Annotated in this window: 12 protein-coding genes and 8 pseudogenes; all 20 read left to right on the plus strand. The window is 50.9% G+C overall.

Going from position 1 to position 26660, the window contains the following annotated elements; translation table 11 throughout:
• Positions 1 to 5: 5 nt before the first annotated feature.
• The 20 genes and pseudogenes from ABEH28_RS03370 (at position 6) to ABEH28_RS03465 (ending at position 26430) form a co-directional block, all read left to right on the plus strand.
• Positions 6 to 800 carry a hypothetical protein gene (locus ABEH28_RS03370; protein WP_346629112.1) on the plus strand — a complete coding sequence of 265 codons (795 nt, stop codon included), beginning with the start codon at positions 6 to 8 and terminating at the stop codon, positions 798 to 800.
• A gap of 1080 nt (positions 801 to 1880) precedes the next feature.
• Entirely contained in the window at positions 1881 to 2291 is a 411-nt protein-coding gene (locus ABEH28_RS03375) for an immunity 22 family protein (protein WP_346629113.1), read from the plus strand.
• A 73-nt stretch (positions 2292 to 2364) separates the two neighbouring features.
• A pseudogene (locus ABEH28_RS03380) lies at positions 2365 to 4451 on the plus strand (RHS repeat-associated core domain-containing protein); the annotation flags it as partial.
• A 365-nt stretch (positions 4452 to 4816) separates the two neighbouring features.
• Positions 4817 to 5359 carry a hypothetical protein gene (locus tag ABEH28_RS03385; RefSeq protein ID WP_346629114.1) on the plus strand — a complete coding sequence of 181 codons (543 nt, stop codon included), beginning with the start codon at positions 4817 to 4819 and terminating at the stop codon, positions 5357 to 5359.
• A gap of 19 nt (positions 5360 to 5378) precedes the next feature.
• Positions 5379 to 5687: a hypothetical protein gene (locus tag ABEH28_RS03390; protein ID WP_346629115.1), complete on the plus strand. Its 309-nt coding sequence runs from the start codon at positions 5379 to 5381 to the stop codon at positions 5685 to 5687.
• 61 nt (positions 5688 to 5748) lie between these two features.
• Positions 5749 to 7832, plus strand: a pseudogene (locus ABEH28_RS03395) (RHS repeat-associated core domain-containing protein); the annotation flags it as partial.
• Positions 7833 to 7845: 13 nt separating this feature from the next.
• A complete protein-coding gene (locus ABEH28_RS03400) occupies positions 7846 to 8196 on the plus strand; it encodes a hypothetical protein (protein WP_346629116.1) in 351 nt (116 codons plus the stop codon).
• A gap of 72 nt (positions 8197 to 8268) precedes the next feature.
• Positions 8269 to 11073: pseudogene (locus tag ABEH28_RS03405) on the plus strand (RHS repeat-associated core domain-containing protein); the annotation flags it as partial.
• On the plus strand, positions 11058 to 11600 hold the full coding sequence (locus ABEH28_RS03410) for a hypothetical protein (RefSeq protein WP_346629117.1): 543 nt from the start codon (positions 11058 to 11060) through the stop codon (positions 11598 to 11600). The pseudogene ABEH28_RS03405 and the gene ABEH28_RS03410, both read left to right, overlap by 16 nt.
• Positions 11601 to 11800: 200 nt before the next feature.
• A complete protein-coding gene (locus tag ABEH28_RS03415; protein ID WP_346629118.1) occupies positions 11801 to 12487 on the plus strand; it encodes a hypothetical protein in 687 nt (228 codons plus the stop codon).
• A 27-nt stretch (positions 12488 to 12514) separates the two neighbouring features.
• Positions 12515 to 13164, plus strand: a pseudogene (tssI, locus tag ABEH28_RS03420) (type VI secretion system tip protein TssI/VgrG); the annotation flags it as partial.
• Positions 13165 to 13303: 139 nt separating this feature from the next.
• On the plus strand, positions 13304 to 13723 hold the full coding sequence (locus ABEH28_RS03425; protein WP_346629119.1) for a hypothetical protein: 420 nt from the start codon (positions 13304 to 13306) through the stop codon (positions 13721 to 13723).
• Between the two features lie 191 nt (positions 13724 to 13914).
• Positions 13915 to 16806 (plus strand): annotated as a pseudogene (locus ABEH28_RS03430) (RHS repeat-associated core domain-containing protein); the annotation flags it as partial.
• Positions 16807 to 16951: 145 nt separating this feature from the next.
• Positions 16952 to 17812, plus strand: coding sequence for a hypothetical protein (locus tag ABEH28_RS03435; protein WP_346629120.1), 861 nt, complete (start codon positions 16952 to 16954; stop codon positions 17810 to 17812).
• Between the two features lie 508 nt (positions 17813 to 18320).
• Positions 18321 to 20919 (plus strand): annotated as a pseudogene (locus ABEH28_RS03440) (RHS repeat-associated core domain-containing protein).
• A gap of 13 nt (positions 20920 to 20932) precedes the next feature.
• Positions 20933 to 21451: an SMI1/KNR4 family protein gene (locus ABEH28_RS03445; protein ID WP_346629121.1), complete on the plus strand. Its 519-nt coding sequence runs from the start codon at positions 20933 to 20935 to the stop codon at positions 21449 to 21451.
• Between the two features lie 273 nt (positions 21452 to 21724).
• Positions 21725 to 22430, plus strand: a pseudogene (locus ABEH28_RS03450) (RHS repeat-associated core domain-containing protein); the annotation flags it as partial.
• 378 nt (positions 22431 to 22808) lie between these two features.
• Positions 22809 to 23636 (plus strand): hypothetical protein, encoded by an 828-nt coding sequence (locus tag ABEH28_RS03455; protein WP_346629122.1) that lies wholly within the window; start codon positions 22809 to 22811, stop codon positions 23634 to 23636.
• 1 nt (position 23637) lies between these two features.
• A pseudogene (locus ABEH28_RS03460) lies at positions 23638 to 25567 on the plus strand (RHS repeat-associated core domain-containing protein); the annotation flags it as partial.
• A 419-nt stretch (positions 25568 to 25986) separates the two neighbouring features.
• Entirely contained in the window at positions 25987 to 26430 is a 444-nt protein-coding gene (locus ABEH28_RS03465) for an Imm26 family immunity protein (protein WP_282368114.1), read from the plus strand.
• The last annotated feature ends 230 nt before the right edge of the window (positions 26431 to 26660 follow it).

The raw sequence follows: 26660 nt of genomic DNA on the forward strand, positions 1-26660 counted from the left end.
GTTTTATGATTGATACGAAACTAAATAAGGCATTAAAGGATTTTTTGCGAAGCGGATCTGTTGATAACATGCAGGAATCATCTTCTGTTGAGGTGTTGAAAGAATATGGGATGATTTTCCCGGTCGTCGAAATGGAGCATGACGATCTGCTTGAGAAGCTTCACATTGAGATGGCTAAGGCTGACAAAAGCAAAGTCGTGCAAGAGTTTCTTTCGGGCTTGGAGAATAATGAGCCTCAAAAAAGAGCTGCGCTTTCGGCTTATGCAATAATGCAAAAGTTCCCATCTCATAAGTTTAAGTCGCACGCTGGTATTCAGTGTGATATCTGCAGTGGTTTCAAAAAACGAAAAGTCGACTTTACACTAGTTAATGCGATGCGTTATCTCAGAGGCTCAACTAATAATGGAGCTCCGGAGCAGCTGTATTTTTTCTTGGCTGAGCGCAATAGGGAACATGAACTCTCTGTTTCTTCTGGGGAAAAAATGAGAGCTGTGTTGTCAGTGCTGAGATCGGCGAGCGCTGACGATACACCAGTTATCTTGGAGAAAAAAATTCGAGGAATCAAGGAACTCAAGTTTTCTCAAGATGAGTCTAGAGGATTACTTGACTTGCTTGGTCATCTAGGAATACTTGAGACGCCTGAACACAAAGGATTCCTAAACGGATATAAAAATATTGGCTTGGTTCCAAGGAAATCTAGATCCACCGACTGGAGTTATCCTGTTGATTTCTGGCTGGGTGAGTATGGAGTTAATGAGGATGCGGTGAATTTTTGGTTTGGAGATTATCTTAAAAGTTAATTCTTTTTATGTCCGGCTCTTAGTTGCGATTTAAAACTTATCCTAATAAGTGGCTGCCAACCTTTTCTCAGTCACTTCAAGGATGTTGTCATGTCTTTAGGGAGTTACGTCCGAGGGTTCGTGTCAACGAATATTATTAAATATTCGTTAGCGAAAGAAGAGGCTACTCAATTGCTTGGGTATATATAAGAATCTAAGATGCCTAAGGCGAACATACGTTAATCAAGTTATAAGCTTCATTGACTAAAAGGTTTTACTCACGTATTTCAGATTAAGCATGTGGCCGCGTGATAGCTATATCGGCAGGCATTGGCGACATGCTCCTAGTGATCCGGCGATAGTTGATTCGTTTACCTGCAACGCACCCAGAGTTAGAACCTAGGTATTGACACCTCGTCGCTCATCGATTGTGCCCATAACTTGATTCACCGCCGCTACGAGTACGATCCAACGGTGGCCAACCGGTTCGAACGCTTGACAAACTGCGCGGGGAGATAAAAGTAAGACTATTAAGCCAGCGGTAAACTGCACGGCCGCGACAACGGTCGCTTAGTCGATAGCGGAGACTTCGAGTGCGCCGCCGCCGCCAAACGGCTCAATTTCGACACCAAGCTAATTGCTGGTGACTGATGAGTAATCAATGAAAAGCTTTATTGCGTCTAATATAAAGAATTATGAAGAGGATGGAGTTAGGGTCATTGGCTTAGGCAATCATCACGAAGGCCCTTCGAGCTTCATTATCATTACACGTTTGGACGACGATGATAATACTACAGTAATCCGACCCGGTGGGCTTAGTTTGCATGCGTGAATAATAGCGCAATGAGATTGCGTACGAATATGCACCCAACGACCAAACGACCTACACGATCACCCGCCGGGTAGCTGCACCACACTAGAGCGCCTCGAGCAAAATGTAGGTAAGGACGAAAGAAGCTTTCTTTTCATACCGATCAAACCGGCATCCAGCTCGAGATGATAGATTTGGAACGCTAGATCGTTTGGCAAACGACGTATTATGCGTCGTAACTAATAAGCATGGCAATCCATCGCCTGTAGTTTAAATGAGGAGCGTGCTAAGTGGGTGAGTATGATATTGCGCGGTACGACAAAGTGCATCTATGGATCGGTACTAATTTTGAGCCGGAGTCGGAGTATCAGAAGTACTTTGAGTTGGACTATAACTCCGAGCTGGATGAGCCGTCGTACAAAGTTTGCGGATTTTGTAAGGATATAGGGCAAAGGCGGTATGACGAAGATTTTATTGGTATCATTCCTAGGAAAGATAAAGAGGTCGAGTTGGATGCTCTACTCCAGGAGTCTGCCATTGACCCGTCGCAGCTAGAAAACGTGAAGGCCGAATGCTTTAACTTGGGAGTGCATAAAGCCAATGCCGTGTTTTGGTATTCGGACGGTGGAATAGCTGTGCCTACTCCGTACAAGCAGAATTACAATGGCCTCAAGTATATAGGTTTGTACGAGGGCAATTGAATTTAGGTCGTTGCCTGCTGTTCTATTAGAAAGCAAGCTGGTGAAAGTATCCGCGTGATCACCGAAACTGCCTCCGGATGGCAGAGGCTGGTATACCCGGTACAACGAGAACGCTACCTCATCGTTTTATACGACGCGCTCGGCCATAAGGCCGAGCAGCTCAACTGCGATGACAGTTTTCCCCACACCATCATTGATGAGATCTACAAATCAAAATACCTGTGGTGGAGTAACTTCGCTCAGGTCGAGCGCTTTCAGGATTGTTCAGGTAAAAGCACCGTTTACGCCTACGACGATCGGTCTCATCTGATTGCCGTCACCGATGCGCTGAATCAGAAGACACGACTTGAGCGCAAACCTGATGGCGAAGTTGTGCGCATCGAGCACCCGGATGGCACCGCTGAGTCGTTTACCTACAACACACTTGGCCAAGTGCTGACGTCTACCGATGGCAAGGGTCAGACCACGCGCTTGCTTCGTACTGCGAGGGGGCTCCCTTCCAGCCGACAGGATGCGAAGGGACAGCGCATTCGCTATGAGTACGACAAGGCGATTCGGCTGACCGCGTTGGTCAACGAAAACAATGCGGCTTATGAGTTTGCTTACGATGTGTCGGATCGACTGATCGAAGAGAAACGCATCGACAACCTGACGCGCCGCTTCAGCTATAACTTGGGCGGGCATCTAACGCGGGTTGATGAAGTCGGCTACGGCGATAGGGCAGAGCGGCCATAACGCAGCACGGTATTTGAGCGTGATGTAATTGGGCGGCTGCTGGCCAAGGTCAATCAGGATGCGCGGCAGGATTACGCCTACGACGAAGGCGATCGGCTGCTGTCGATTGAGCGTTTACCCACAGCTATTGGTAAAAGACTCGGCATCGGCGCAGAAAAGCTGAAATTCGCTTACGACCTGCTTGGCCGATTGATTAAGGAGACCACCCCGCAAGGCGCGCTGGCCTACGAATACGATCCGCTCAGCAACCTGACCACGCTGACGTTGCCGACTGGCCAACACCTCAATCATCTGTACTACGGCAGCGGCCACCTGCATCAGCTCAACCTCGATGGAATGCTGATCAGCGACATGGAGCGCGATGATCTGCACCGGGAGGTGTATCGAACTCAAGGCAAACTCACCAGTTGCTTTGGCTATGACGCGATGGGCCGCAAGAGCTGGCAGTTTGCTTCGACTATTCCGGCGGAAAAACTGTCGCAGATCCAGAACCCAGGCATCAACACTTCGTTGCTGGTCGATCACGCCTACAACCCTATCCACCGCCGCTACCAATACGATCCGGCTGGCGAACTGACCCGCACCCTCGACAAACTACGCGGCGAGATCAAATACGAATATGAAGCGAACGGCCAACTGCACAGTCGTGACACCGGTCGCTTGGTTGATAGCGAAGAGTTCCGGTACGACTCTGCCGCCAACCGCCTGAACTTCAATACCAGCCAGTTTGATCAGGTGAAAGACAACCGAATCAAGCGCTGGCGTGATCAGGAATATACCTATGACGCTTGGGGCAATCTGATTGAGAAGCGGGTAGTGCTGGGCAAGCTGCAGACGTTTACCTACGACTGTGAAAACCGTCTGGTGCGCGCGGAAACGATGGTTAATAGCCAAGTGCACAGCGTCGGCAAGTATCGGTATGACAGCCTGGGCCGTCGGGTTGGAAAGACGTCTGAGATTCAAGGGCGAACCGAGCACAAGCACTTTCTCTGGCAAGGCCTGCGGATGCTTCGTGAGGAAACGCCTTGGCAAAGCAGCCTCTACATCTACGAGCCAGGAAGCTATGCGCCGCTAGCACGGGTCGACCAGAGTGAAGGAGAGGATCACCGAAAGCTTTACTACTTCCACACCGACCAGATCGGCACGCCGCTGGAGATGACGGATGTCGACGGCCAGATTGTTTGGCAAGCGACGTATAAAGCGTGGGGTGAGATCGAATCGCTTGCGGTGGATGAAGTTGAGCAGAACCTGCGTTTCCAAGGTCAGTACTTTGACGAAGAAACCCACCTGCACTACAACACGTTCAGGTACTACGATCCGGAGGTGGGGCGGTTTATTACGCAGGATCCAATAAGTATTCTTGGCGGGATCAATCTATATCAGTACGCTCTGAATCCGTTAAGCTGGCTCGATCCACTTGGCTGGGCAGGTAATCCGGCAAATGCTACCCATATTACTTACGAAGGTCTCAAGAATGGTAAGCCGTATGTAGGCTATGCGAGCAAGCCAGGGTTAGGACATTCTGGTGCAGATGTGTTGAACTATAGATACTCTAACCTTGACCACTTTGATGTTAGACCTGAGCCATTTTTTGTCGGTGATGGGCAAGAGGGTAAGGATATCGCACGGGGCTTGGAACAACGGAGGTTTGAAGCGCATCGCGGGTTAGATGGCACTTCATACAAACAAAATCCAGTGGGTAAGAATAATCCGAACCGAGATAGGTATCTGGCGGCTGCTGATGACCATTTAGATGGAGGTCACAAAGCCGCTGGGGTAAAAGGAGTAGCATGTTGAAAAGTTTGAAGTGGGAAGAAGGGCGAATGCTAAGCATTCAGGTGGGCGCAGATTTATACACTTTGGCTCAAATGAGGGCTAACTATCTATTAGAAGTTTTCGATGTGTTTCGGACTACGGATGAGTGGGAGGGTATAGATCTCAATACTGCCAAGATAATTTTTTGTATCTTTGTCTCGCCGAAGAATATCAAAGGCATTTTTTCAGATCGGCCGGTCGAGGGTTCTGTCGTAAAAAATAGTCGCCCGATTAGGACGCGCATGTTATCGGCTATTCTTGGTGCTCCTGGTCAGATGGGCGCTAAGCTAATCGAGCTTACTGAGTCTTATTCGAATATCGGTGCAGAGGTTATAAAGTCGTCGCTGTCGGCAGATGAGGATGCGGATCTGATTTACGAATACGATCTATGTGGTATGGAGGGTAATCCTGATCGGCTCTTAAAACGAATTAAGGTTTATCATCAAACAGGTGTTAACTGGGACGATACGAAAAAAATTCTTTTCCCGACCATTCAGCCTCCGCCACCTTCTAGATAATTCAATAGAGGTTTTTGCTATGCGCAGAATTGATACCGACGTTTTGTATCAGCAACTAGATTTCCTCGAAGGGGATGAGAGGTTTTTAGAAAAAGTAAAACCTGTCTTTCAAGAACTTATCAAGAATTTGTCAGGTCTTCCTGTACCGAGTGCTGGTGTAAGCGTGCTGCCTGTTTTCAAGAGCTGCATACTTAAAATCAATGATCTTGAAGAAGAAATTGAAACAGTAGAGCGTGATTCTTTGTTGGATGTGATTTATCGGCTAGGGGAGCTTGTGGGATTGCCTCGGGAAAGTGAGTTTGCGGAGGAGTGGCGCGGCGACTGGTAATCACAATGATGTAATCGTTTATGGAGGTCGGACGTCGTTTATTACGTATGCTTGATAGGCACTCGGCCAGGTATTGACGACGGATGGAAAGGGGCAGAGCACTCGTTTGCTGGGTAAGGCGCGCGGTCTGCCCCCAGCCGGCAAGATGCGAAAGGCCAGCGCATCAGTCATGAGTACGACAAAGCGATTCGGCTCACCGCGCTGGTCAACGAACCCAATGCGTCTTATGAATTTGCTTATGACGCTTCGGATCGCCTGGTTGAGGACAAACGCATCGACCATCTGACGCGTCGGTTCAACTGGAACATGGGTGGGCATCTGACGCTACGGCGAACGGGCGGAGCGTGCGCAACGCAGCATCGAGTTTTGAGCGCGACAGCATTGGGCGTTGGCTAGAAAAAAACTGAACAGCGACACCCGTTAGTATTATCAATACGACGACTCAGAGCGCTTGTTGGTCATGGAGCGTCTGCCAACGTCCAGGGGTAAGAAACTTGGCGTCAGCGAAGAAAAGCTGCGTGTCGCCTACGACCTACTGGGCCGTTTGATCATGGAAACAACGCTGCAAAGTGTGCTGGCGTACGAGTACGATCCGCTCAGCAATCTGACGACGCTGACTTTGCCGACGGGTCAGCATCTGAATCATCTGTACTACGGCAGCGGCCACCGGCATCAGCTCAACCTTGCTGGTCTGCTCATCAGCGGCATGGAGCACGATGACCTGCATCGAGAGGTTTATCGGTCTTAAGGCAAACTCACCACTGCTTTGGTTACAACGCGATGGGCCGCAAGAGCTGGCAGTTTGCGTCGACTATTCCGGCGGAAAAGCTTTCGCTGATCCAGAACCCAGGCATCAACCCTTCATTGTTGGTGGACCACGCGTACAACCCGATTTACCGACGTTATCAACACGACGCAGCAGGAGAACTGACCCGCACCCTCGACAAACTACGCGGCGAGATCAAATACGAATACGAAGCGAACGGCCAACTTCACAGTCGTGACACAGGGCGCTTGGTGGATAGCGAAGACTTCCGATACGACGCAGCAGCCAACCGGCTGAATTTCAACACCAGCCAGTTTGATCAGGTCAAAGACAACGGCATCAAGCAATGGCGCGATCAGGAATATACCTACGACGCTTGGGGCAACCTGATTGAGAAGCGCTCAGGGCTGAGCAAGCTGCAGACGTTTACGTATGACCGCGAAAACCGGCTCGTCTGTGCGGAGACAATGGTCAACATTCAGGTGCACAGCTTCGGCACGTATAGGTATGACAGCCTCGGGCGGCGCGTCGGGAGGACGTCCGAGATCGAGGGGCGAACTGAGCACAGGCATTTCCTCTGGCAAGGCCTGCGGATGCTACGTGAGGAAACCCCGGCGCAGAGTAGCCTCTATATTTACGAGCCAGGCAGCTACGCGCCGCTAGCACGAGTCGACCAAAACGAAGGTGAGACGGAGCAGAAGCTTTACTACTTCCATACCGACCAGATCGGCACGCCGCTTGAGATGACCGACGTTGAAGGCCAGATCGTTTGGCAAGCTACATACAAGGCGTGGGGCGAGGTCGAAACGCTTGCCGTGAGCGAGGCTGAGCAGAATCTGCGATTTCAGGGTCAGTATTTCGACGATGAGACGGGTCTGCACTACAACACGTTCAGGTATTACGATCCAGAGGTCGGACGGTTTATTACGCAGGATCCGATTGGGCTGTTGGGCGGAGAAAATCTTTACCGATATGTGCCGAATCCTAAGTCTTGGATCGACCCACTAGGGTTGGCATGTGATAAGTGGGATGTAAACTCTCATCAAGCCAACAAAAGTGCGGTTAAAGGCAAGAACCTAGGACTTGACTCTCATCACGTGGGCCAAAAAAACCTCATGAAGGACCTAGTGGAGGGATATGACCCCGCGACCGGGCCAGCCATGTTGGTACCCCGAGTCGGCCATACGGTTTCGAAAGAGGGGGTGGGGATCGTTTCAAGATCCGGTGTGAACGCTAAGACTGGGATGCCGTTCACAAGCGCGCGTGATGTCATTGCAAGAGATATCAAGGAGCTGAGACGTGTTTATCCCGATGTCCCGAATGCTAAGCTACAAGAACTCATAGATCTTAACAAATCTATGTACCCGGAAATTAGATGATAGGAAAACCCAAATGAGTCGTGATAATGAATTTGTTAATGCAATATTTGACGAGCTTTTCAATAAAAACTTCGAACAATATGCTCGGTCTTTGAATAAAGCCATTAACAGCGATACAGATTCGTACGCGAAGGCTAGGAATGCGCTGAGCAAGCTCAATGAATCCGAACGTGCAGATGTGTTGAGTTTTTTTAAGGTCGTCATCGCCGACAGTGCTTCGGTCATACTAGGAACCTTGGACGGTGTGCATTTTCCTGATAATGTGTCAGGTGACTTTTCCCTATCCTATGAAGGCGAAGAGATTCAAGGAGATCTACAAGATCTTTTCATTGAAAAAGCACAGGATTTAAATGTTTACGGGTAGTTCTTGATTCGATTCGTGTTTTGAGCTGATAGCGTGGTGCTGGCTTTAAGCTGCATATGAAGTTGGGTAATCATTGAAGATCAGCGCCGCGTGGTTTAGTACTGACCAGCGATGGCAAGCACTTCCATTGTCGCTACGACTTCAAGAACAGAACTTCTTGGGCGGTAGACGTCCTCGGCCGTGAGCTTGAAGTGCATTACAACGAGGATCGCCTTGTCATCGCCAGCCGCGATTATGGCGGTGAACGTTACGCCATGGACCTGGACGAAGCCGGCGACCTGATCGGCATCACGCTACCCGATGGTAATAAGCTGGCGTTCAAGTACGACGACTTCTCCCGCCTGATCGAAGAGACCGATCCGCTGGGTCGCAAGATCGGCTACAAACACCACCTTGGTACGAGGTTGGTGACCGAAGCGACTTATCCTGATGTCAGCGTCTGGAAAGCCCGATACGACGATAAAGGCAACCTTATCGCTGAAGTTGATGCACTCGGCCACAAGACGGAGTACCTCAACAGCGACGACGGCTTGCCGCACACCATCATCGACGCCACCCACAAATCCAACTACCTGTGGTGGAACGAGCTGGCGCAGGTGGAGCGCTTTCAGGATTGCTCTGGCAAGAACACCTTCTATACCTACGATGATCGGTCCCATCTGGTTGCCGTCACCGACGCGTTGAATCAGACGACAAGGCTTGAGCGCAAGCCTGACGGTGAAGTGGTTCGCATCGAGCACCCGGACGGCACCGCTGAGTCGTTTACCTACAACGCTCTTGGCCAGGTCCTGACGCACACCGACGGCAAGGGCCAGATTACGCGTCTGCTGCGCACGGCGCGGACTGCCTGACAGCCGCCAGGACGCCAAGGGCCAGCGCATCAGTTACGAGTACGACAAGGCGATTCGGCTCACTGCGCTGGTCAACGAGAACAATGCGAGTTACGAGTTTGCCTACGATGCGTCAGATTGTCTGATCGAAGAAAAGCGCATCGACAACCTTACGCGTCGGTTCAGCTACAACCATGGCGGGCATCTGACGCGGGTTGATGAAGTCGGCTACGGGGACAGGGCAGAGCGGCCGCAACGCACTACGGAGTTTGAGCGTGATGTGATTGGCCGCTTGCTGGCAAAGGTCAACCAGGATGCGCGGCAGGATTACGGTTATGACGAAGCAGACCGGTTGCTCAGCATCCACCGTCAGCCTTCAAGTATTGGCAAGAAACTGGGCGTTGAGGAAGAGACACTCGACTTCAGTTATGACCTGTTGGGTCGCCTGATCAAAGAGACCACGCCACAAGGCGCGCTGGCCTACGAATACGATCCGCTCAGCAACCTGACCACGCTGACGTTGCCGACTGGTCAGCACCTGAATCATCTGTACTACGGCAGCGGCCACTTGCATCAGCTCAACCTTGATGGAATGCTGATCAGCGACATGGAGCGCGATGATCTGCATCGCGAGGTCTATCGGTCCCAAGGCAAGCTCACCAGTTGCTTTGGCTACGACGCGATGGGCCGCAAGAGCTGGCAGTTCGCATCCACCATTCCGGCTGAAAAGCTGTCGCAGATCCAGAACCCAGGCATCAACACGTCTTTGCTGGTCGATCACGCATATAACCCGATTCATCGGCGCTATGAGTACGACCCGGCGGGCGAACTAGTCCGAACGCTGGACAAACTTCGGGGTGAGATCAAATACGAATATGAAGCGAATGGCCAATTGCACAGTCGTGATACTGGCCGCTTGGTTGATAGCGAAGAGTTCAGATACGACGCTGCGGCCAACCGCCTGAACTTCAACACCAGCCAGTTTGATCAGGTCAAAGACAACCGAATCAAGCAATGGCGCGACCAGGAATATACCTACGACGCGTGGGGCAACCTGATTGAAAAACGGTCAGGGTTAACCAAGCTGCAGACGTTTACCTACGACTGCGAAAACCGGCTTGTTCGGGCGGAAACGATGATTAATAGCCAACTGCACAGCGTTGGCACCTATCGATACGACAGCCTGGGGCGTCGGATTGGCAAAACCGCCGAGATAAACGGCGAGACAGAACACAAGCAGTTCCTCTGGCAAGGCTTGCGGATGCTGCGTGAGGAAACGCCTTCGCAGAGCAGCCTCTATATTTATGAGCCCGGCAGCTACGCGCCGCTTGCGCGTCTTGACCAAAGCGAAGGTGAGTCAGAGCAGAAGCTTTACTACTTCCATACCGACCAGATAGGCACGCCGCTTGAGATGACTGATGTCGAAGGCCAGATCGTTTGGCAGGCGACGTACAAGGCGTGGGGTGAAGTCGAAACGCTTGCGGTGAGCGAGGTTGAGCAGAACCTGCGGTTCCAGGGTCAGTACTTTGACGATGAAACGGGGCTGCACTACAACACATTCAGGTATTACGACCCGGAGGTTGGGCGGTTCATTACGCAGGATCCGATTGGATTGGTGGGGGGAAATAACCTCTATCAGTACGCTGAAAATACAATGCGCTGGGTAAATCCTTGGGGGCTATCTGAGCTACTCGGCCTCGTCACTGAAGCCCATGGCCTTCTAGATCCGACTGCCCAGAAATTTAGAACCACTGCATTGGGAATCAGTGAAGACGGGAAAATGTTTATCGCTTCGAGTGAGAAAAAAGTTCCCAAGATCCAGCGGGAGTGGGCACAAGCGAAAGGTATCTCCATAGTCAACGGGCAAGGGCATGCGGAAGAAACGATTATAAAGGCAGGTAAAGGTGCCACTAGCATTGATGCGTCACGAGGTGTATGTCTTGATTGTGAGCAACTAATGGAGGAACATGGAATAAAAACGGACACCCATACAACAGGAAAGAAAAGTCGGAAGGGGCTTGGAGGTGTGACATGCAATGGAGTTTGATATTTGAGGATGCTCGAATCAGGCCATCCTTTGATGGGTTGGATCGGAATCAGAAAGTATTAGTCGTGGCGAGCTACCTTTATCGGCAGATACGCCTCATACGGGCTTTTGATCAGTGTTACTGTGAGAATTTGTCAGAGCTGTTTATTCATGCGCTTGATGTCGCCTTGAGCACCTCGGGAGAGGCAAGAGTCACTCAAGGGGAAGTCTACAAAAACATACCGGACACAGATGAGTATTCCGAAGAGGAAGGCAGCTATGCACAAAACTTGATGATTGCGCTGAACTATCTATTGTTGTTTGTGTTGAACGGTGATCAGATTGATCTCAGCAGGTGTGTGGATATGTCCCTGCAAAATATTGACCTCATCAACTATGAGGTCAATGAGAATTACGATGAAAAGCTGGTTACATCAAAGGAAGTTGATGTTCTGACCAATTTAGTGGCTAATGCTTTGAGAACTTCGCGAGGTCAACTGTTTATTGTAAAGGACGCAGAGAGGCTCGCAAGTAATCATCATCTATAATTCCATTCTAACTAAATCTTCCGCATACTTTTTCCTATCTATTAGAAGAGGAGAAGAAGGGGGAAAACTAAATTCGGGAAAACAATACATTCGTGCATGAATGATGCCCAGTTTCTACTTGCAGTGTCACAAGGTACCGGTCGCGAGCTCAATGCGATAAATCTCCATTAAAGGACGCTTCGTCCAGAGTAAACTTGAGTATGATTAAGCGTCTTAAGTCTGCCGTAAGAGCAGAGTTAAAAAATTATACAGTCTATTTTTCATCAGCCGATTTGCCTGATGCGGTGGTAATACCTTCAAGTTGGTCAGGGTTTGGACTGCATCATGCCTCCTCTGTATGGGTGCCTAAAGAGTGGGATAAATTTTCTTCACTCCTTCCAACAGTCGACAAATGGCTCAGGCAGTGCGTAGTCGGAACAGCTGTCGCGGTTAGCGACAAAGTGTATTTGGTATATATTTATCGTGAAGATAATGAGCTTGGCCTTTATCTTGGTGAGAGCCCGGTCTCTGGTGAAGTAGCAACGCTGGATGTGTTTCGACGCGCCCCCATGTTCGAGAGATTTTATACAAATCTCCACAATGGTTTTTGCTTTTATATAGATTCCTCAATGGGTCCGTCGGCTATCGAAGACTTCGTAAGTATAGACGACTTGATTGATGATGAACCTATCGCCATACCTGACATGACGGGTTTCTTCTCGAATGGAGCTGGCGATTATATTACTGTAGTAAATGGAATTGATTGTCCGGAATTCTATATTTGGTGGCATGAACAGCAGTCTCAACCTGAAAGAGATATTGACGTGTGGGCAGTGATTGACGCATGGATGGGAATCTTCTTGGAAAATGCCGATTCGAACGAAGATGTAATAGGAGTTGATTTGTAATTTTGCTTACCTCAAGGACGCTTTAATTTTACCCACAGCACTTATGACGAGGGCGAAACGCTGTTGCGCCTGCGCATGGAAGCCCTGGAAATCCGCGGCAAAAAGTTCGAAGGCGCGAGCAACTGCCGCGCGATGAAGCCCGGCTACACCTTCGAGCTGGTGCAGCACTACGACCACGATCAGGGCTCGGCCGACGATCGTCAGTTCCTGCTCATGGGCGTTGAAAGCGAAGGCCACAACAACTACCTCAACGGCCATCAGGCGAGCTACTACAACACCTTCTCTTGCGTGCGCAAAAAGATTCCCTTCCGCCCGCAACTGTCCACGCCACGCCCGACGATCTCCGGGCCACAGACCGCCATCATCGTCGGCCCGCCGGGCGAAGAAATCTTCACCGACGAACTCGGCCGCGTAAAAGTCCAGTCCACTGGGACCGCAACGGCAAGTACAACGAACACAGTTCCTGCTGGGTTCGCGTCGCCCAATCCGGCGCCAGCGGCGGTTTCGGCAGCATCCAGATTCCGCGCGTGGGTGATGAAGTCGTGGTGGTTTTCCTGGATGGCAACCCCGACCGCCCGCTGATCATGGGCAGCGTCTACAACAGCAAGAACACCCCACCGTGGTCGTTGCCGGCGAACAAGACGCAGAGTGGTTTTCTGACGCGTTCAATCAAGGGTAAAAGCTCTAACGCCAACTCTTTCATGTTCGAAGATAAATGCTTCGCCTACGAAGCAGCAATTGTTAGATAAGGCAACTGAGATCGATAACATGATTGGCTCTCAATTTGATCCACCAATACGATAAATAGGAATTAATATGTTTTATTTTGTTGAGCCTGAGGTTGCTGGTAGATTGGGTGATGGTACTATCGTCGATACCAATTCTCATCCTCCGGTAGTTAGCAGTCTTGAATACCGCTTTGAAGGATGGCTTGGCGATAATCTGTTAGAAAGCTTCCCCTGCTTCATCATTACCGAGTCCCTTGCTAAAGCACTTTTAGAATCAAAGCTAACAGGCACTACGTTTGCGCCAGTGTCCGTAACTAAATCAGAAGAATTTGTAGAGCTGCATCCACATGTCTCTCTTCCGAAGTTTCTTTGGCTCAAAGTGGAAGGTGGTGCTGGAATCGATGATTTCGGTCTGTCGGTCGACCACCGCCTTGTTGTATCGCAGGCAGCGTTGGATGTTCTAAGGACTGCTCAACTTGATAATGCAGATGTTGAAAAGTATCGATGATTCCGCGGCGTGCGGTCTCAGCAAGACTTACTATTTCTTTTTCAGTAGTGAGGAGAGGTAAATTCAAGTATTGTGACGCGACTTTAGAGTTAGTGGCTATATAGAAGTTACGAGCTATAGAGTTAGTGGCTATGTAGAAGTTACGAACTATAGAGTTATGGTTCTGTGGATCTTGTCTCTTAGTGTAGAACCGCTGGGAAACCATCAACCGTCAGCCGCGTGTGGTCGAGCACTGGACCAGCGATGGCGAGCACTTTCATTTCCGCTACGACTTCAAGAATAGAACTTCTTGGGCGGTAGACGTCCTCGGCCGTGAGCTTGAAGTGCATTACAACGAGGATCGCCTTGTCATCGCCAGCCGCGATTATGGCGGTGAACGTTACGCCATGGACCTGGACGATGCCGGCAACCTGACCGGCATCACGCTACCCGATGGCAATCAGCTGGCGTTCAAGTACGACGACTTCTCCCGCCTGATCGAAGAGACCGATCCGCTGGGCCGCAAGATCCGCTACAAACACCACCTCGGTACGAGGTTGGTGACCGAAGCGAGTTATCCTGACGGCAGCGTCTGGAAAGCCCGCTACGACGATAAAGGCAACCTGATCGCTGAAGTCGATGCACTCGGCCACAAAACCGAGTACCTCAACAGCGACGATGGCCTGCCGCACACCATCATCGACGCCACCCACAAATCCAAATACCTGTGGTGGAACGCGCTGGCGCAGGTGGAGCGCTTTCAGGATTGCTCGGGCAAAAACACCTTCTACACCTACGATGATCGGTCCCATCTGGTCGCAGTCACCGACGCACTGAATCAGACGACAAGGCTTGAGCGCAAGCCTGACGGTGAAGTGGTTCGCATCGAGCACCCGGACGGCACCGCTAAGTCGTTTACCTACAACGCTCTTGGCCAGGTCCTGACGCACACCGACGGCAAGGGCGAGATTACGCGTCTGCTGCGCACGGCGCGCGGACTGCCTGTCAGCCGCCAGGACGCCAAGGGCCAGCGCATCAGTTACGAGTACGACAAGGCGATTCGGCTCACCGCGCTGGTCAATGAGAACAATGCGAGTTACGAGTTTGCCTACGATGCGTCAGATCGTCTGATCGAAGAAAAGCGCATCGACAACCTGACGCGTCGGTTCAGCTACAACCATGGCGGGCATCTGACGCGGGTTGATGAAGTTGGCTACGGCGATCTGGCAGAGCGGCCGCAGCGTAGTACGGAATTTGAGCGTGATGTGATTGGCCGCTTGCTGGCTAAGGTCAACCAGGATGCGCGGCAGGATTACAGTTACGACGAAGCGGATCGCTTGCTCAGCATCCATCGGCTGCCTTCAAGCATTGGCAAGAAACTGGGCGTTGAGGAAGAGACCCTCGACTTCAGTTATGACCTGTTGGGTCGCTTGATCAAAGAGACCACGCCACAAGGCGCGCTGGCCTACGAATACGATCCGCTCAGCAATCTGACCACGCTGACGTTGCCGACTGGTCAGCACCTGAATCATCTGTACTACGGCAGCGGCCACTTGCATCAGCTCAACCTTGATGGAATGCTGATCAGCGACATGGAGCGCGATGATCTGCATCGCGAGGTCTATCGGTCCCAAGGCAAGCTCACCAGTTGCTTTGGCTACGACGCGATGGGCCGCAAGAGCTGGCAGTTCGCATCCACCATTCCGGCTGAAAAGCTGTCGCAGATCCAGAACCCAGGCATCAACACGTCTTTGCTGGTCGATCACGCATATAACCCGATTCATCGGCGCTATGAGTACGACCCGGCGGGCGAACTAGTCCGAACGCTGGACAAACTTCGGGGTGAGATCAAATACGAATATGAAGCGAATGGCCAATTGCACAGTCGTGATACTGGCCGCTTGGTTGATAGCGAAGAGTTCAGATACGACGCTGCGGCCAACCGCCTGAACTTCAACACCAGCCAGTTTGATCAGGTCAAAGACAACCGAATCAAGCAATGGCGCGACCAGGAATATACCTACGACGCGTGGGGCAACCTGATTGAAAAACGGTCAGGGTTAACCAAGCTGCAGACGTTTACCTACGACTGCGAAAACCGGCTTGTTCGGGCGGAAACGATGATTAATAGCCAACTGCACAGCGTTGGCACCTATCGATACGACAGCCTGGGGCGTCGGATTGGCAAAACCGCCGAGATAAACGGCGAGACAGAACACAAGCAGTTCCTCTGGCAAGGCTTGCGGATGCTGCGTGAGGAAACGCCTTCGCAGAGCAGCCTCTATATTTATGAGCCCGGCAGCTACGCGCCGCTTGCGCGTCTTGACCAAAGCGAAGGTGAGTCAGAGCAGAAGCTTTACTACTTCCATACCGACCAGATAGGCACGCCGCTTGAGATGACTGATGTCGACGGCCAGATCGTTTGGCAGGCGACGTACAAAGCATGGGGTGAAATTGAGTCGCTGGCGGTGGGCGAGGTTGAGCAGAACCTGCGGTTCCAGGGTCAATACTTCGACGACGAGACCGGGATGCATTACAACACATTCAGGTATTACGATCCGGAAATTGGACGGTTTATTACGCAGGATCCGATTGGGTTGATCGGCGGCGACAATCTTTATCGTTACGCCCCAAATGCAATCACGTGGGTTGATCCTTTGGGATTGATGCCGTTGGGCAATCCTGTGTTATTGGGGCACCATATGGTTCCGCACGCTGTGGCCACCAAGCTGGGAATCGCTCCTTTCAACTCTCTCCATAACGTGCCCTCAATGTATTGGTTGCAACCGGGGCAACGGAACAAGGTCGAGCACAGTGGTATGCATGGCTACAATAACATGGGAGCTAATACTAGGCCGCTCGTCACCGCAGATGCTGTGAGGGCGAAAGGCTTGACGAACGATGGCTGGCTCAAGTCGCTGGAAACTCATTATAACAATCCAGAAATTGCACACCTTAGAGGTGATGTAAGAATTATCGAAAACGGGCGGCCCGGTAAGATTCTCGCGTCGAATGTATCGCCATCCCAAGCTTGGGAGGCAACAAAACAATGGGCGAGAAGTAAAGGGTTTGCCATGGGGGGTGTAGTTGATGTTAAGCTTTGAAAGTAAGTATCTTACGTTGAACGATTCAAGGGTTGTCGCGAATGCGACTATAAGTTTAGGCACCACTTCAATAGATCTTCGTGATTATGACTTCTCACGATTTTCAGAGGAGCAGCGTAAAGTCATTTTTCGATGGACCAGAAACGTGGATTTCTTCGATTACGGTCCGACATTCAAGTCCACGTTGTTATCAAAAAAACAAGTTGTCATAAATCTGTCGTCTACAACTGAAACTATTTCTATTGAACTTGCCGGCGAGCGAGTTACTCTCGACTCGACACCATTACCCGCTGGCATCTATCACCTGGATTTGGCTATTTACTTGGATAGGCCATTGGAGGCGTTAGGTGAGGTGCCCGATCATATTAAGCCCATGCTTGAATACAGTGAGATCGTCAACGTAACTGCAGTGCTTTCTGAACTAGATAAGGCTCCGCCAGAAATTGAACGTTATCCGGGGCCCGTCTACGATGGGGCTGCGCGGCTTGGTTTTTTTCTCGCTGATATAGATAAAATGGATGCCTTCATTAAACAAAATCTTTCTGGTGAGATAATTGATCTGCAGAGAGAATTTTGTGAGACGGAAATTGCTAATTATTTATTTGAAGCAGGTTTGCTAGTATTGGTATGGGGTATGACTCCGTGGCACTACTATATTCACGGGCTTGCTAGGTGCGAGGATGTTGATCTCGTTCCGAATGTGCCTTTACCTCAGTTCAATGGTAGATATAAGGTCAGGGACGATATCCAGGAGCTTAGCGTTGTGCCCGGCGAGCAATTGCTGAATTGGCCATCATGTCGGACGCAAGAATGGCCAAAAATAGCGCTGCCAGGCAGTGGTGAATCTGTGTCAGTAGATGTTCACTTAAGGGGTTTTGATCCCATCCCTGGCGAATTTGGACCATTACTGGCGGTGATTACAGTTCAGCGAACAGATGCTGATCCAGAGATCGTACCGCTTCTTGCCGTAGATATCGAGAGCGTGGAGGCAGGGCCTGGATATTAAATTGCTACAGCCGTCGTGGACTCTCTCAGATTGAGTGGGTTCGCCTCTAGCGCGACGGCGTCTAGCGACAGCAATGGACAATGCTAGCATCTTGGAACGATCGATACCCTGAAGTCTACGAGTAGACTTGATCGTAATCCCGACAGTTTAGTCTTGCGCATCGTGCATCTGGACAGCGTTGCCTAGCCATTCACCCCCAAAGCAATTGGCCAAGTCCTCACGCGCACCTATGGCAGAGCTCAGACCACGCGGCTGGTGCGGACGGCACGCGGTTTAGCGTCCTGCCGGCAGGGCGCCAAGGGCCAGCGCATCAATTATGGGTACGACAAAGCCATTCGCCTCACCGCCCTAGTCAACGAAAAAATGCCACACCCGCGTCACAGACGTACTGGGTCGTGAGGCGCGGGTTCACTACAACGCCGATCGCCGCGTCACCGCTAGCCGCGACTTCGGCGGAGAACAGTACGCACTTAATCTGGATGACTTCGGTAACATCTTTGGCTTGACGCTGCCCGACGGCAACCAGCTGACACTCAAATACGACGAGTACTCGCGCCTGATCGAGGAGGTCGACCCGCTGGGTCGCAGCACGCGCTATCAGCAGCGTCATCTGACCTCGCTGGTCAAACAGATCAGCTATCCCGACGGGAGTACCTGGAAGGGCCATTACGACAACAAGGGCAACCTGATAGAGGAATACGACGCGCTAGACCAGCGCACCGAGTATTTCCACAGTGATGACGGTTTGGTGCACACCATCATCGATGCCAACCACAAGTCGAAATTCATCTGGTGGAACAACCACGCACAGGTTGAGAAGTTTCAGGACTGCTCTGGAAAGTGCACCACGTACCAATACAACGAGCGCCTGCAACTGGTTGCGGTCACCGACGCGCTTGGCCAGACCACCGAGCTTGAGCTTAAACCCGCGGGTGAAGTGCTGCGCATCAAACATCCGGATGGCACACAAGAAGCGTTTACGTACAACGCTTTTGGACAAGTACTCACTCATACCGACGGCAAGGGCCAGATCATCAGGTTGCAACGCAACGAGCGCGGCCTGCCAAGCTCGCGGCAAGACGCCAAAGGCCAGCGCATCCGTTACGAGTACGACAAGGCGATTCGGTTGACGGCACTGGTCAACGAAAACAATGCGACTTATGAATTTGCTTATGACGCTTCGGATCGCCTGATCGCAGAAAAACGCATCGACAACCTTGACGCGCCGTTTCAGTTACAACCTGGGCGGGCATCTGACCCGGGTTGAGGAAATCGGCTACGGCGAACGGGCAGAGCGGCCACAGCGCAGTACCGAATTTGAGCGTGATGTGATTGGCCGGTTGCTGGCCAAGGTCAATCAGGATGCGCGGCAGGATTATGGCTACGACGAAGCGGATCGGTTGCTCAGCATCCATCGCCTGCCTTCAAGCATCGGCAAGAAGCTGGGCGTTGAGGAAGAGACTCTCGACTTCAGTTATGACGTGCTGGGCCGCTTGATCAAAGAAACCACGCCGCAAGGGGCGCTGGCCTACGAATACGATCCGCTCAGCAACCTGACCACGCTGACGTTGCCGACGGGTCAGCACCTGAATCATCTGTACTACGGCAGCGGCCACCTGCACCAACTCAACCTTGATGGAATGCTGATCAGCGACATGGAGCGAGATGACCTGCATCGCGAGGTCTATCGGTCCCAAGGCAAACTCACCAGTTGTTTTGGTTACGACGCGATGGGCCGCAAGAGCTGGCAGTATGCCTCGACTATTCCGGCTGAAAAGCTGTCGCAGATCCAGAATCCAGGCATCAACACCTCGCTGTTGGTCGATCATGCGTACAACCCGATTCATCGGCGATACGAGTACGATCCAGCAGGCGAGCTGACTCGCACGCTCGATAAGCTGCGCGGTGAGATCAAGTACGAATATGAAGCCAATGGTCAGCTGCATAGTCGAGACACCGGCCGCTTGGTGGGTAGCGAAGAGTTCCGCTACGACGCTGCCGCCAACCGCCTGAACTTCAACACCAGCCAGTTCGATCAGGTGAAAGACAACCGCATCAAGCAATGGCGGGATCAGGAATATACCTACGACTCTTGGGGCAACCTGATTGAAAAGCGGGTAGGGCTGAGCAAGCTGCAGACGTTTACGTATGACTGCGAAAATCGTCTCGTGCGTGCTGAAACGATGGTTAACAGCCAGATGCACAGCGTGGGCACGTATCGGTACGACAGTTTGGGTCGTCGGGTTGGCAAGACGTCCGAGATTGATGGCCAGACTGAGCACAAGCACTTTCTCTGGCAAGGCCTGCAGATGCTGCGCGAAGAAACACCGTGGCAGAGCAGCTTCTATATTTACGAGCCAGGAAGCTACGCGCCACTTGCCCGGGTTGACCAGAGCGAAGGTGAGGCAGAGCAGACGCTTTACTACTTCCATACCGACCAGATTGGCACGCCGCTCGAGATGACGGATGTCGACGGCCAGATCGTGTGGCAGGCGACTTACAAGGCTTGGGGTGAAGTCGAATCGTTGGCCGTGAGTGAAATTGAGCAGAATCTGCGGTTTCAGGGTCAGTACTTTGATGATGAAACGGGGCTGCACTACAACACGTTCAGGTATTACGATCCGGAGGTTGGGCGGTTTATCACTCAGGATCCGATTGGGCTAAGAGGGGGTAATAATCTTTACCAGTACGCGGAAAATCCGATGGGCTGGATCGACCCGTGGGGTTGGAGCGCAAAACCTCCGCATTCTCCAGATGTATCCAAATGGCTAGAAAAGGGTGGATCCGTCCACTCTGAGATAGAAGGTCGCACTTGGGTTTATGACGATTGGGAAGGCAATCGCGTCAGATACCCTAACGGACATCCTGATTTCAATCCTTACGAACGGCAGCGGGTAGATGTTTCTGATCTGAAGGGAAACCATGGCAAAAGTCCAGGAGGTGACTTCGGTAAAGCTGACGCACTAGCTCCGAAAGGCCCAGCTGATTACTCGAAGAATACTTGGCACCACCATGAAAATATGAAAACAATGCAAGAAGTTCCGAAGAAAATTCACAACAGATTCACTCACTCCGGTGGGGTCAAAAATATCAAATTGACGTGTTAGGACTGGTGATAATATGCCTATAGTGTATAGAAAAGGGTTGACAGCGAGTGAGGTGGCCCGTGTTGAGCTAGACCTAAATATGCCACTTCCCTCCGAGTATTCTGATTTCTTGCAAAGAATGAACGGTCTATTTATAGCCGCACCAGATTACGTAGAAATCCCGCTGAACTCTGTCGAGGGGGGATTTATAAGCTTTGATCGGCTATTTGGATGGCACCCACATGAAGAGTGTAACGACGTGGTGGCATTTAACAAAGAATTTATCGAAGAGCTTGCTTTTCTTAATAACGTCATCGCCATCGGAGAAGATGGTGGAGGAAATCCTTATGTGATTGTTTCCGAGTCTGAGAGGGATGGTGTCTACTACTGGGACCGAACTCATTTACATCAAGAGGGCTCAATAAAAAAAGCAGATATTTTAGAAAGGGACGATAGTGGGAGTCTTTACTTTATATCGTCCAACTTAGGAGATTTCTATACGTTAATTTCTAATCAGTTAGGGGGGCATCCAGTCCTCGTAGAGGAGAAGTAGATTCTGAGCATAAGCCTTAGGTCACAAGTTGGCTCAAAGTCTAGCAAAAGCTCGTATTCTGAGGTGGACTACAGCCGAGCTTAAAATCGGCTCCTCAGCGACCTGACCACCTTGACATACGTACGGCGTACGGGCCGACACCTTGAGCACCTGACGACGGCAGCGGCCGCCTTCACCAAATTGGCGTTGACGGTCTGGTTCTCAGGGATAGGAACTCGATGACCTGCACCGACAGGTGTGTCGCACGCAGGTCAGGTCACCCGTTGCACTATCCAGTTCATCCAGGTCAAAGACAACCGTATCAAGCAATGGCGCGATCAGGAATATGCCTACGACGCCTGGGGCAACCTGATCGAGAAGCGGTCGGGCTTATCCAAGCTGCAGACGTTCACCTACGACTGCGAAAACCGGCTCGTGCGTGCGGAGACGATGGTTAATAGCCAGGTGCATAGTGTTGGTACGTACCGATATGGCAGCCTGAGTCGCCGGATTGGCAAAACCTCCGAGATAAACGGCGAGACAGAACACAAGCAGTTCCTCTGGCAAGGCCTGCGGATGCTGCGTGAGGAAACCCCGGCGCAGAGTAGCCTCTATATTTACGAACGTGGAAGCTACGCACCGCTAGCATGGGTCGACCAAAACGAAGGTTAGACAGAGCAGAAGCTTTACTACTTCCATACAGACCAGATTGGCACGCCGCTTGAGATGACGGATATCGAAGGCCTGATCGTTTGGCAGGCGACGTACAAGGCATGGGGGTGAAGTTGAATCGTTGACCGTGAGTGAAGTTGAGCAGAACCTGCGGTTTCAAGGTCAGTACTTCGACGACGAAACGGGTCTGCACTACAACACATTCAGGTATTACGACCCGCAAGTGGGACGGTTTATAACGCAGGATCCGATTGGTCTGTTGAGCGGGATGAATTCATTCAGGTACAACCAGAATCCTATCATTTGGATGGATCCTCTCGGATTGGCACCATGTCAAGTGCGAACCGTAAATGGTACAAAAATACATGGGCGAGGCCAAGTTGACGGTACTCCAGGTCATGATCAGTTTTCTGAAGCTATTGCGAATAAGTTAGCAATGAGCGGAAAATTTTAAGATGTGTATTTAAATCGTAGCTATAACTTTGCACAAGTCCCCGGTGTGTCGGCGCGCCGTCCTGATGTAATGCCTGTCGATTGAATGGTAAGGTGCATGCAATCAAGTTAGCATCCAAATCTGATATGGGCAGAAAGCTTCCCACGCTGACAACTAGGAATACAGACGCAATGAGTGGCTTGCCTGCTCAGAGTCGAGGGAGGGTTCTTACGCTAGAGCATCCTTACAATGCTTCTGAAATGAAAAGCATACTTGATTCTTTTATATCAACTTTATAGGTTAATTATGGCTACAGGGATTGCAATTTACGGGGTGGATCGGATTTCTGTTTTAGGCGTTTTTGATGAGGCTTTTAGGTTTTTTAATGAGCTAGGCTATCCGATTACTGGGGCAGGCTATGATAGAAGAGGACAAGCGGATGGCGTGGATGATATTGAGTTCGTCGAAGTTTCGCCTAAGGAGCTCAAAGTCCTAATCTCTGAAGGTAAGGTTGTTGATTTTAGAGTCTTCAGCGAGATGAAAAATGTCAAGCCTTGGTTTAGTTCGTTTGGCTACACTACCGAAGAATTTGGAAGTTTCTTTTGTATAGATATGCAGACGGACGTGGGACTTGAAGAGTTAAATATTAAAATTAAAAGTTTTTTGATTTCTGCTTCCGTAAAGCTCAAGTATATCTATGCAATAGTTTACGAGCTGGCTAGTGTTTCGGGTGCGATGTCTTATGCTAGAGGCCAAAATTTCAAAACGATATATCAGTATGAAGACCCGGTTGCTTTTATCGACGATGCGTCTCCGCTATATTTAGGAGGGCGTCAGTATAAGCATGCACGTCTTAGAATGGTCTACCCTATTAACTTTTTAAATGATCAGCACTTGTCTATCAAGATCGGTAGTACGTCCCTTTTGGAATGGATTTCAGAAAGTGCAAGCCACGGCGTAATTACAAAAGTTTTAAATGGATGGTGCTGGGAGGTGGGGCGTGAATATATCGATTCGGCAAATGAGATATGTGGTAAAGCGGGAACATTGTTGGCTTGGAAGCCAAAAAAAGCTGAAACGAAAAAAAAGCTGCCAGGATAAAAGTCACGCACAGGTTGAGAAGTGTAAGGACTCCTCTGGAAAGCACCACTTGCCGATAAAACGAGCGCCTGCAGTCGGTTGCCGTCACCGATGCGCTTGGTCAGACCGCCGAGCTTGAGCTTAAACCCGCGGGTGAAGTGCTGCGCATCAAACATCCCGATGGCACACAAGAAGCGTTCACGTACAACGTCTATGGCCAAGTGGTTACCCATACTGACGGCAAGGGCCAGATCATCAGGTTGCAACGCAACGAGCGCGGCCTGCCGAGCTCGCGGCAAGACGCCAAAGGCCAGCGCATCCGTTACGAGTACGACAAGGCGATTCGGCTCACCGCGCTGGTCAACTAAAACAATGCGGCTTACCGATTTGCCTACGATGCTTCGGATCGTCTGATCGAAGAGAAACGCATCGACAACCTGACGCGCAGATTCAACTACAACCTGGGCGGGCATCTGACGCGGGTTGAGGAAATCGGCTACGGGGACAGGGCAGAGCGGCCGCAACGCACTACGGAGTTTGAGCGTGATGTGATTGGCCGCTTGCTGGCAAAGGTCAACCAGGATGCGCGGCAGGATTACGGTTATGACGAAGCAGACCGGTTGCTCAGCATCCACCGCCAGCCTTCGAGTATTGGCAAGAAACTGGGCGTTGAGGAAGAGACCCTCGACTTCAGTTATGACCTGTTAGGTCGTTTGATCAAAGAGACCACGCCGCAAGGTGCGCTTGCCTACGAGTACGATCCGCTAAGCAACCTGACCACGCTGACATTGCCGACTGGCCAGCACCTGAATCACTTGTACTACGGCAGCGGCCACCTGCATCAGCTGAACCTCGATGGAATGCTGATCAGCGACATGGAGCGCGATGACCTGCATCGGGAGGTCTATCGATCCCAGGGCAAGCTCACCAGTTGCTTTGGCTACGACGCGATGGGCCGCAAGAGCTGGCAGTTCGCATCGACGTTGCCGGCTGAAAAGCTGTCGCAGATCCAGAACCCAGGCATCAACACTTCGTTGCTGGTGGATCACGCGTACAACCCGATTCATCGGCGTTACGAATACGATCCAGCAGGCGAGCTGACTCGCACGCTCGATAAGCTGCGCGGTGAGATCAAGTACGAATATGAAGCCAACGGCCAGCTGCACAGCCGCGACACCGGCCGCTTGGTGGATAGCGAAGAGTTCCGATATGACGCTGCGGCCAACCGCCTGAACTTCAACACCAGCCAATTTGATCAGGCGAAAGACAACCGAATCAAGCAATGGCGCGATCAGGAATATACCTACGACGCCTGGGGCAACCTGATTGAAAAGCGGGTAGGGCTGAATAAGCTGCAGACCTTTGCTTACGACTGCGAAAATCGGCTTGTGCATGCGGAGACGATGGTTAATAGCCAAGTGCACAGCGTCGGTACCTACCGGTATGACAGCTTGGGTCGGCGGGTTGGAAAAACGTCTGAGATTGAAGGGCAAACCGAGCATAAGCATTTTCTGTGGCAAGGCCTGCGGATGCTGCGTGAGGAAACGCCTTGGCAGAGCAGCCTCTATATTTACGAGCCAGGAAGCTACGCGCCACTTGCCCGGGTTGACCAGAGCGAAGGTGAGGCAGAGCAGACGCTTTACTACTTCCATGCCGACCAGATTGGCACGCCGCTCGAGATGACGGATGTCGACGGCCAGATCGTCTGGCAGGCAACGTACAAAGCCTGGGGTGAAGTCGAATCATTAGCCGTGAGTGAGGTTGAGCAGAACCTACGGTTTCAGGGTCAGTATTTCGACGATGAGACGGGCCTGCACTACAATACGTTCAGGTATTACGATCCGGAGGTTGGGCGGTTTATCACTCAGGATCCGATTGGATTGGCTGGTGGGCGGAATCTTTATCAGTATGCAAGCAATACGATCGCATGGATTGATCCGCTAGGGCTTACTCCTTGTAAGGGGAAGCCATCAGAGCGCAGCGCAGGCGGTACCGGTGCGAACTACGATAAACTCAACGGCCAAGGGCTTTATGTACTGGTTGACAATGGCAAAGTAAAATACGTTGGTCGTGGTGATGCCACGTCGCGGTTGGCTGTGCATGCGGCTACAGAAGGTAAGTCACATTTAGATCAGCGTATAATTTTCGATAATAATCTGACGAAGGCTGAGGCTAAGTTTCTCGAGCAATCTATCATGGACATTAAGGGTGGGGCTAAATCTACTAATGAAGCAACTAATCTTCTCAATGAGATCAGGTCCTACAGTCCAGCTAACCCTAACTCAGTAACGTATGACATAGCAGGGCACAGCTCCGATTGGGGGGCTAAAATACTAGCTGATGCATTGGCGAAAATGAAGGGTATTGGATTATGAGTTCTAAACAGATAGTGAGTAATGGTGATTACTTCACCGTACCGATGTCTGACGGGAGACAAGCCATATGTCAGGCTATATGGATCGGACGGAATTGTCCAGGGCAAAAATTCAAGAGAGTATTTGCGTTCTGTGTATTATCCGTAGGAGATGAAAAAGGTATTTCTGAAGAAGTAAGCTACTTGAGTTTCCAGGATTACAAAGGGTCTTTTAGAGTGATTTTTACTGCCGTGGATAATCTTCTCTCTGGAGAGTGGCCTGTGGTTGGAAATGGCCCGATAAGAGATGAAAAATTGGTGAGCCTTGAGTTCCATATGGCAGGTACTCTATATCGTTCTGGCGAGCCTGTGAGAGTCCTTGCTATCGAGGAGTATAAAAACTACTTGGAAATGGCTGTTGCTGGGTACGTCTTGGTTGATAGATATTTAAATCAACACTAGTAGTCGGAACGCGTGCAGCCTCAACATAAAATAAGGCCTATTTTTAGCAGGGTAAATGGGCAGTAATCAATGCCCACATATCGTGGTGGCAGGCTGACCTGCGGTACCGTGATTTAATCCGGCTGGGACGATGTGTTTATTGGGTGCGGCAGGGTTCAGTGCCTTGATATTGATGATGAGAGCCCTGGCGGCTCCGCGTCGGTGCTGACGTACTGATGATCGTCGCATCG

It is taken from the genome of Pseudomonas sp. Ps21-P2, from assembly GCF_039672565.1.
Taxonomy (GTDB): domain Bacteria; phylum Pseudomonadota; class Gammaproteobacteria; order Pseudomonadales; family Pseudomonadaceae; genus Aquipseudomonas.

Excerpts from the sequence above, each read along its gene's own strand:
- ABEH28_RS03425 (WP_346629119.1), top strand. The coding sequence starts at position 13,304 with ATGTTTTATTTTGTTGAGCCTGAGGTTGCTGGTAGATTGGGTGATGGT.
- ABEH28_RS03415 (WP_346629118.1), top strand. The coding sequence starts at position 11,801 with ATGATTAAGCGTCTTAAGTCTGCCGTAAGAGCAGAGTTAAAAAATTAT.
- ABEH28_RS03390 (WP_346629115.1), top strand. The coding sequence starts at position 5,379 with ATGCGCAGAATTGATACCGACGTTTTGTATCAGCAACTAGATTTCCTC.
- ABEH28_RS03400 (WP_346629116.1), top strand. The coding sequence starts at position 7,846 with ATGAGTCGTGATAATGAATTTGTTAATGCAATATTTGACGAGCTTTTC.
- ABEH28_RS03385 (WP_346629114.1), top strand. The coding sequence starts at position 4,817 with ATGTTGAAAAGTTTGAAGTGGGAAGAAGGGCGAATGCTAAGCATTCAG.
- ABEH28_RS03445 (WP_346629121.1), top strand. The coding sequence starts at position 20,933 with ATGCCTATAGTGTATAGAAAAGGGTTGACAGCGAGTGAGGTGGCCCGT.
- ABEH28_RS03410 (WP_346629117.1), top strand. The coding sequence starts at position 11,058 with ATGCAATGGAGTTTGATATTTGAGGATGCTCGAATCAGGCCATCCTTT.
- ABEH28_RS03465 (WP_282368114.1), top strand. The coding sequence starts at position 25,987 with ATGAGTTCTAAACAGATAGTGAGTAATGGTGATTACTTCACCGTACCG.
- ABEH28_RS03370 (WP_346629112.1), top strand. The coding sequence starts at position 6 with ATGATTGATACGAAACTAAATAAGGCATTAAAGGATTTTTTGCGAAGC.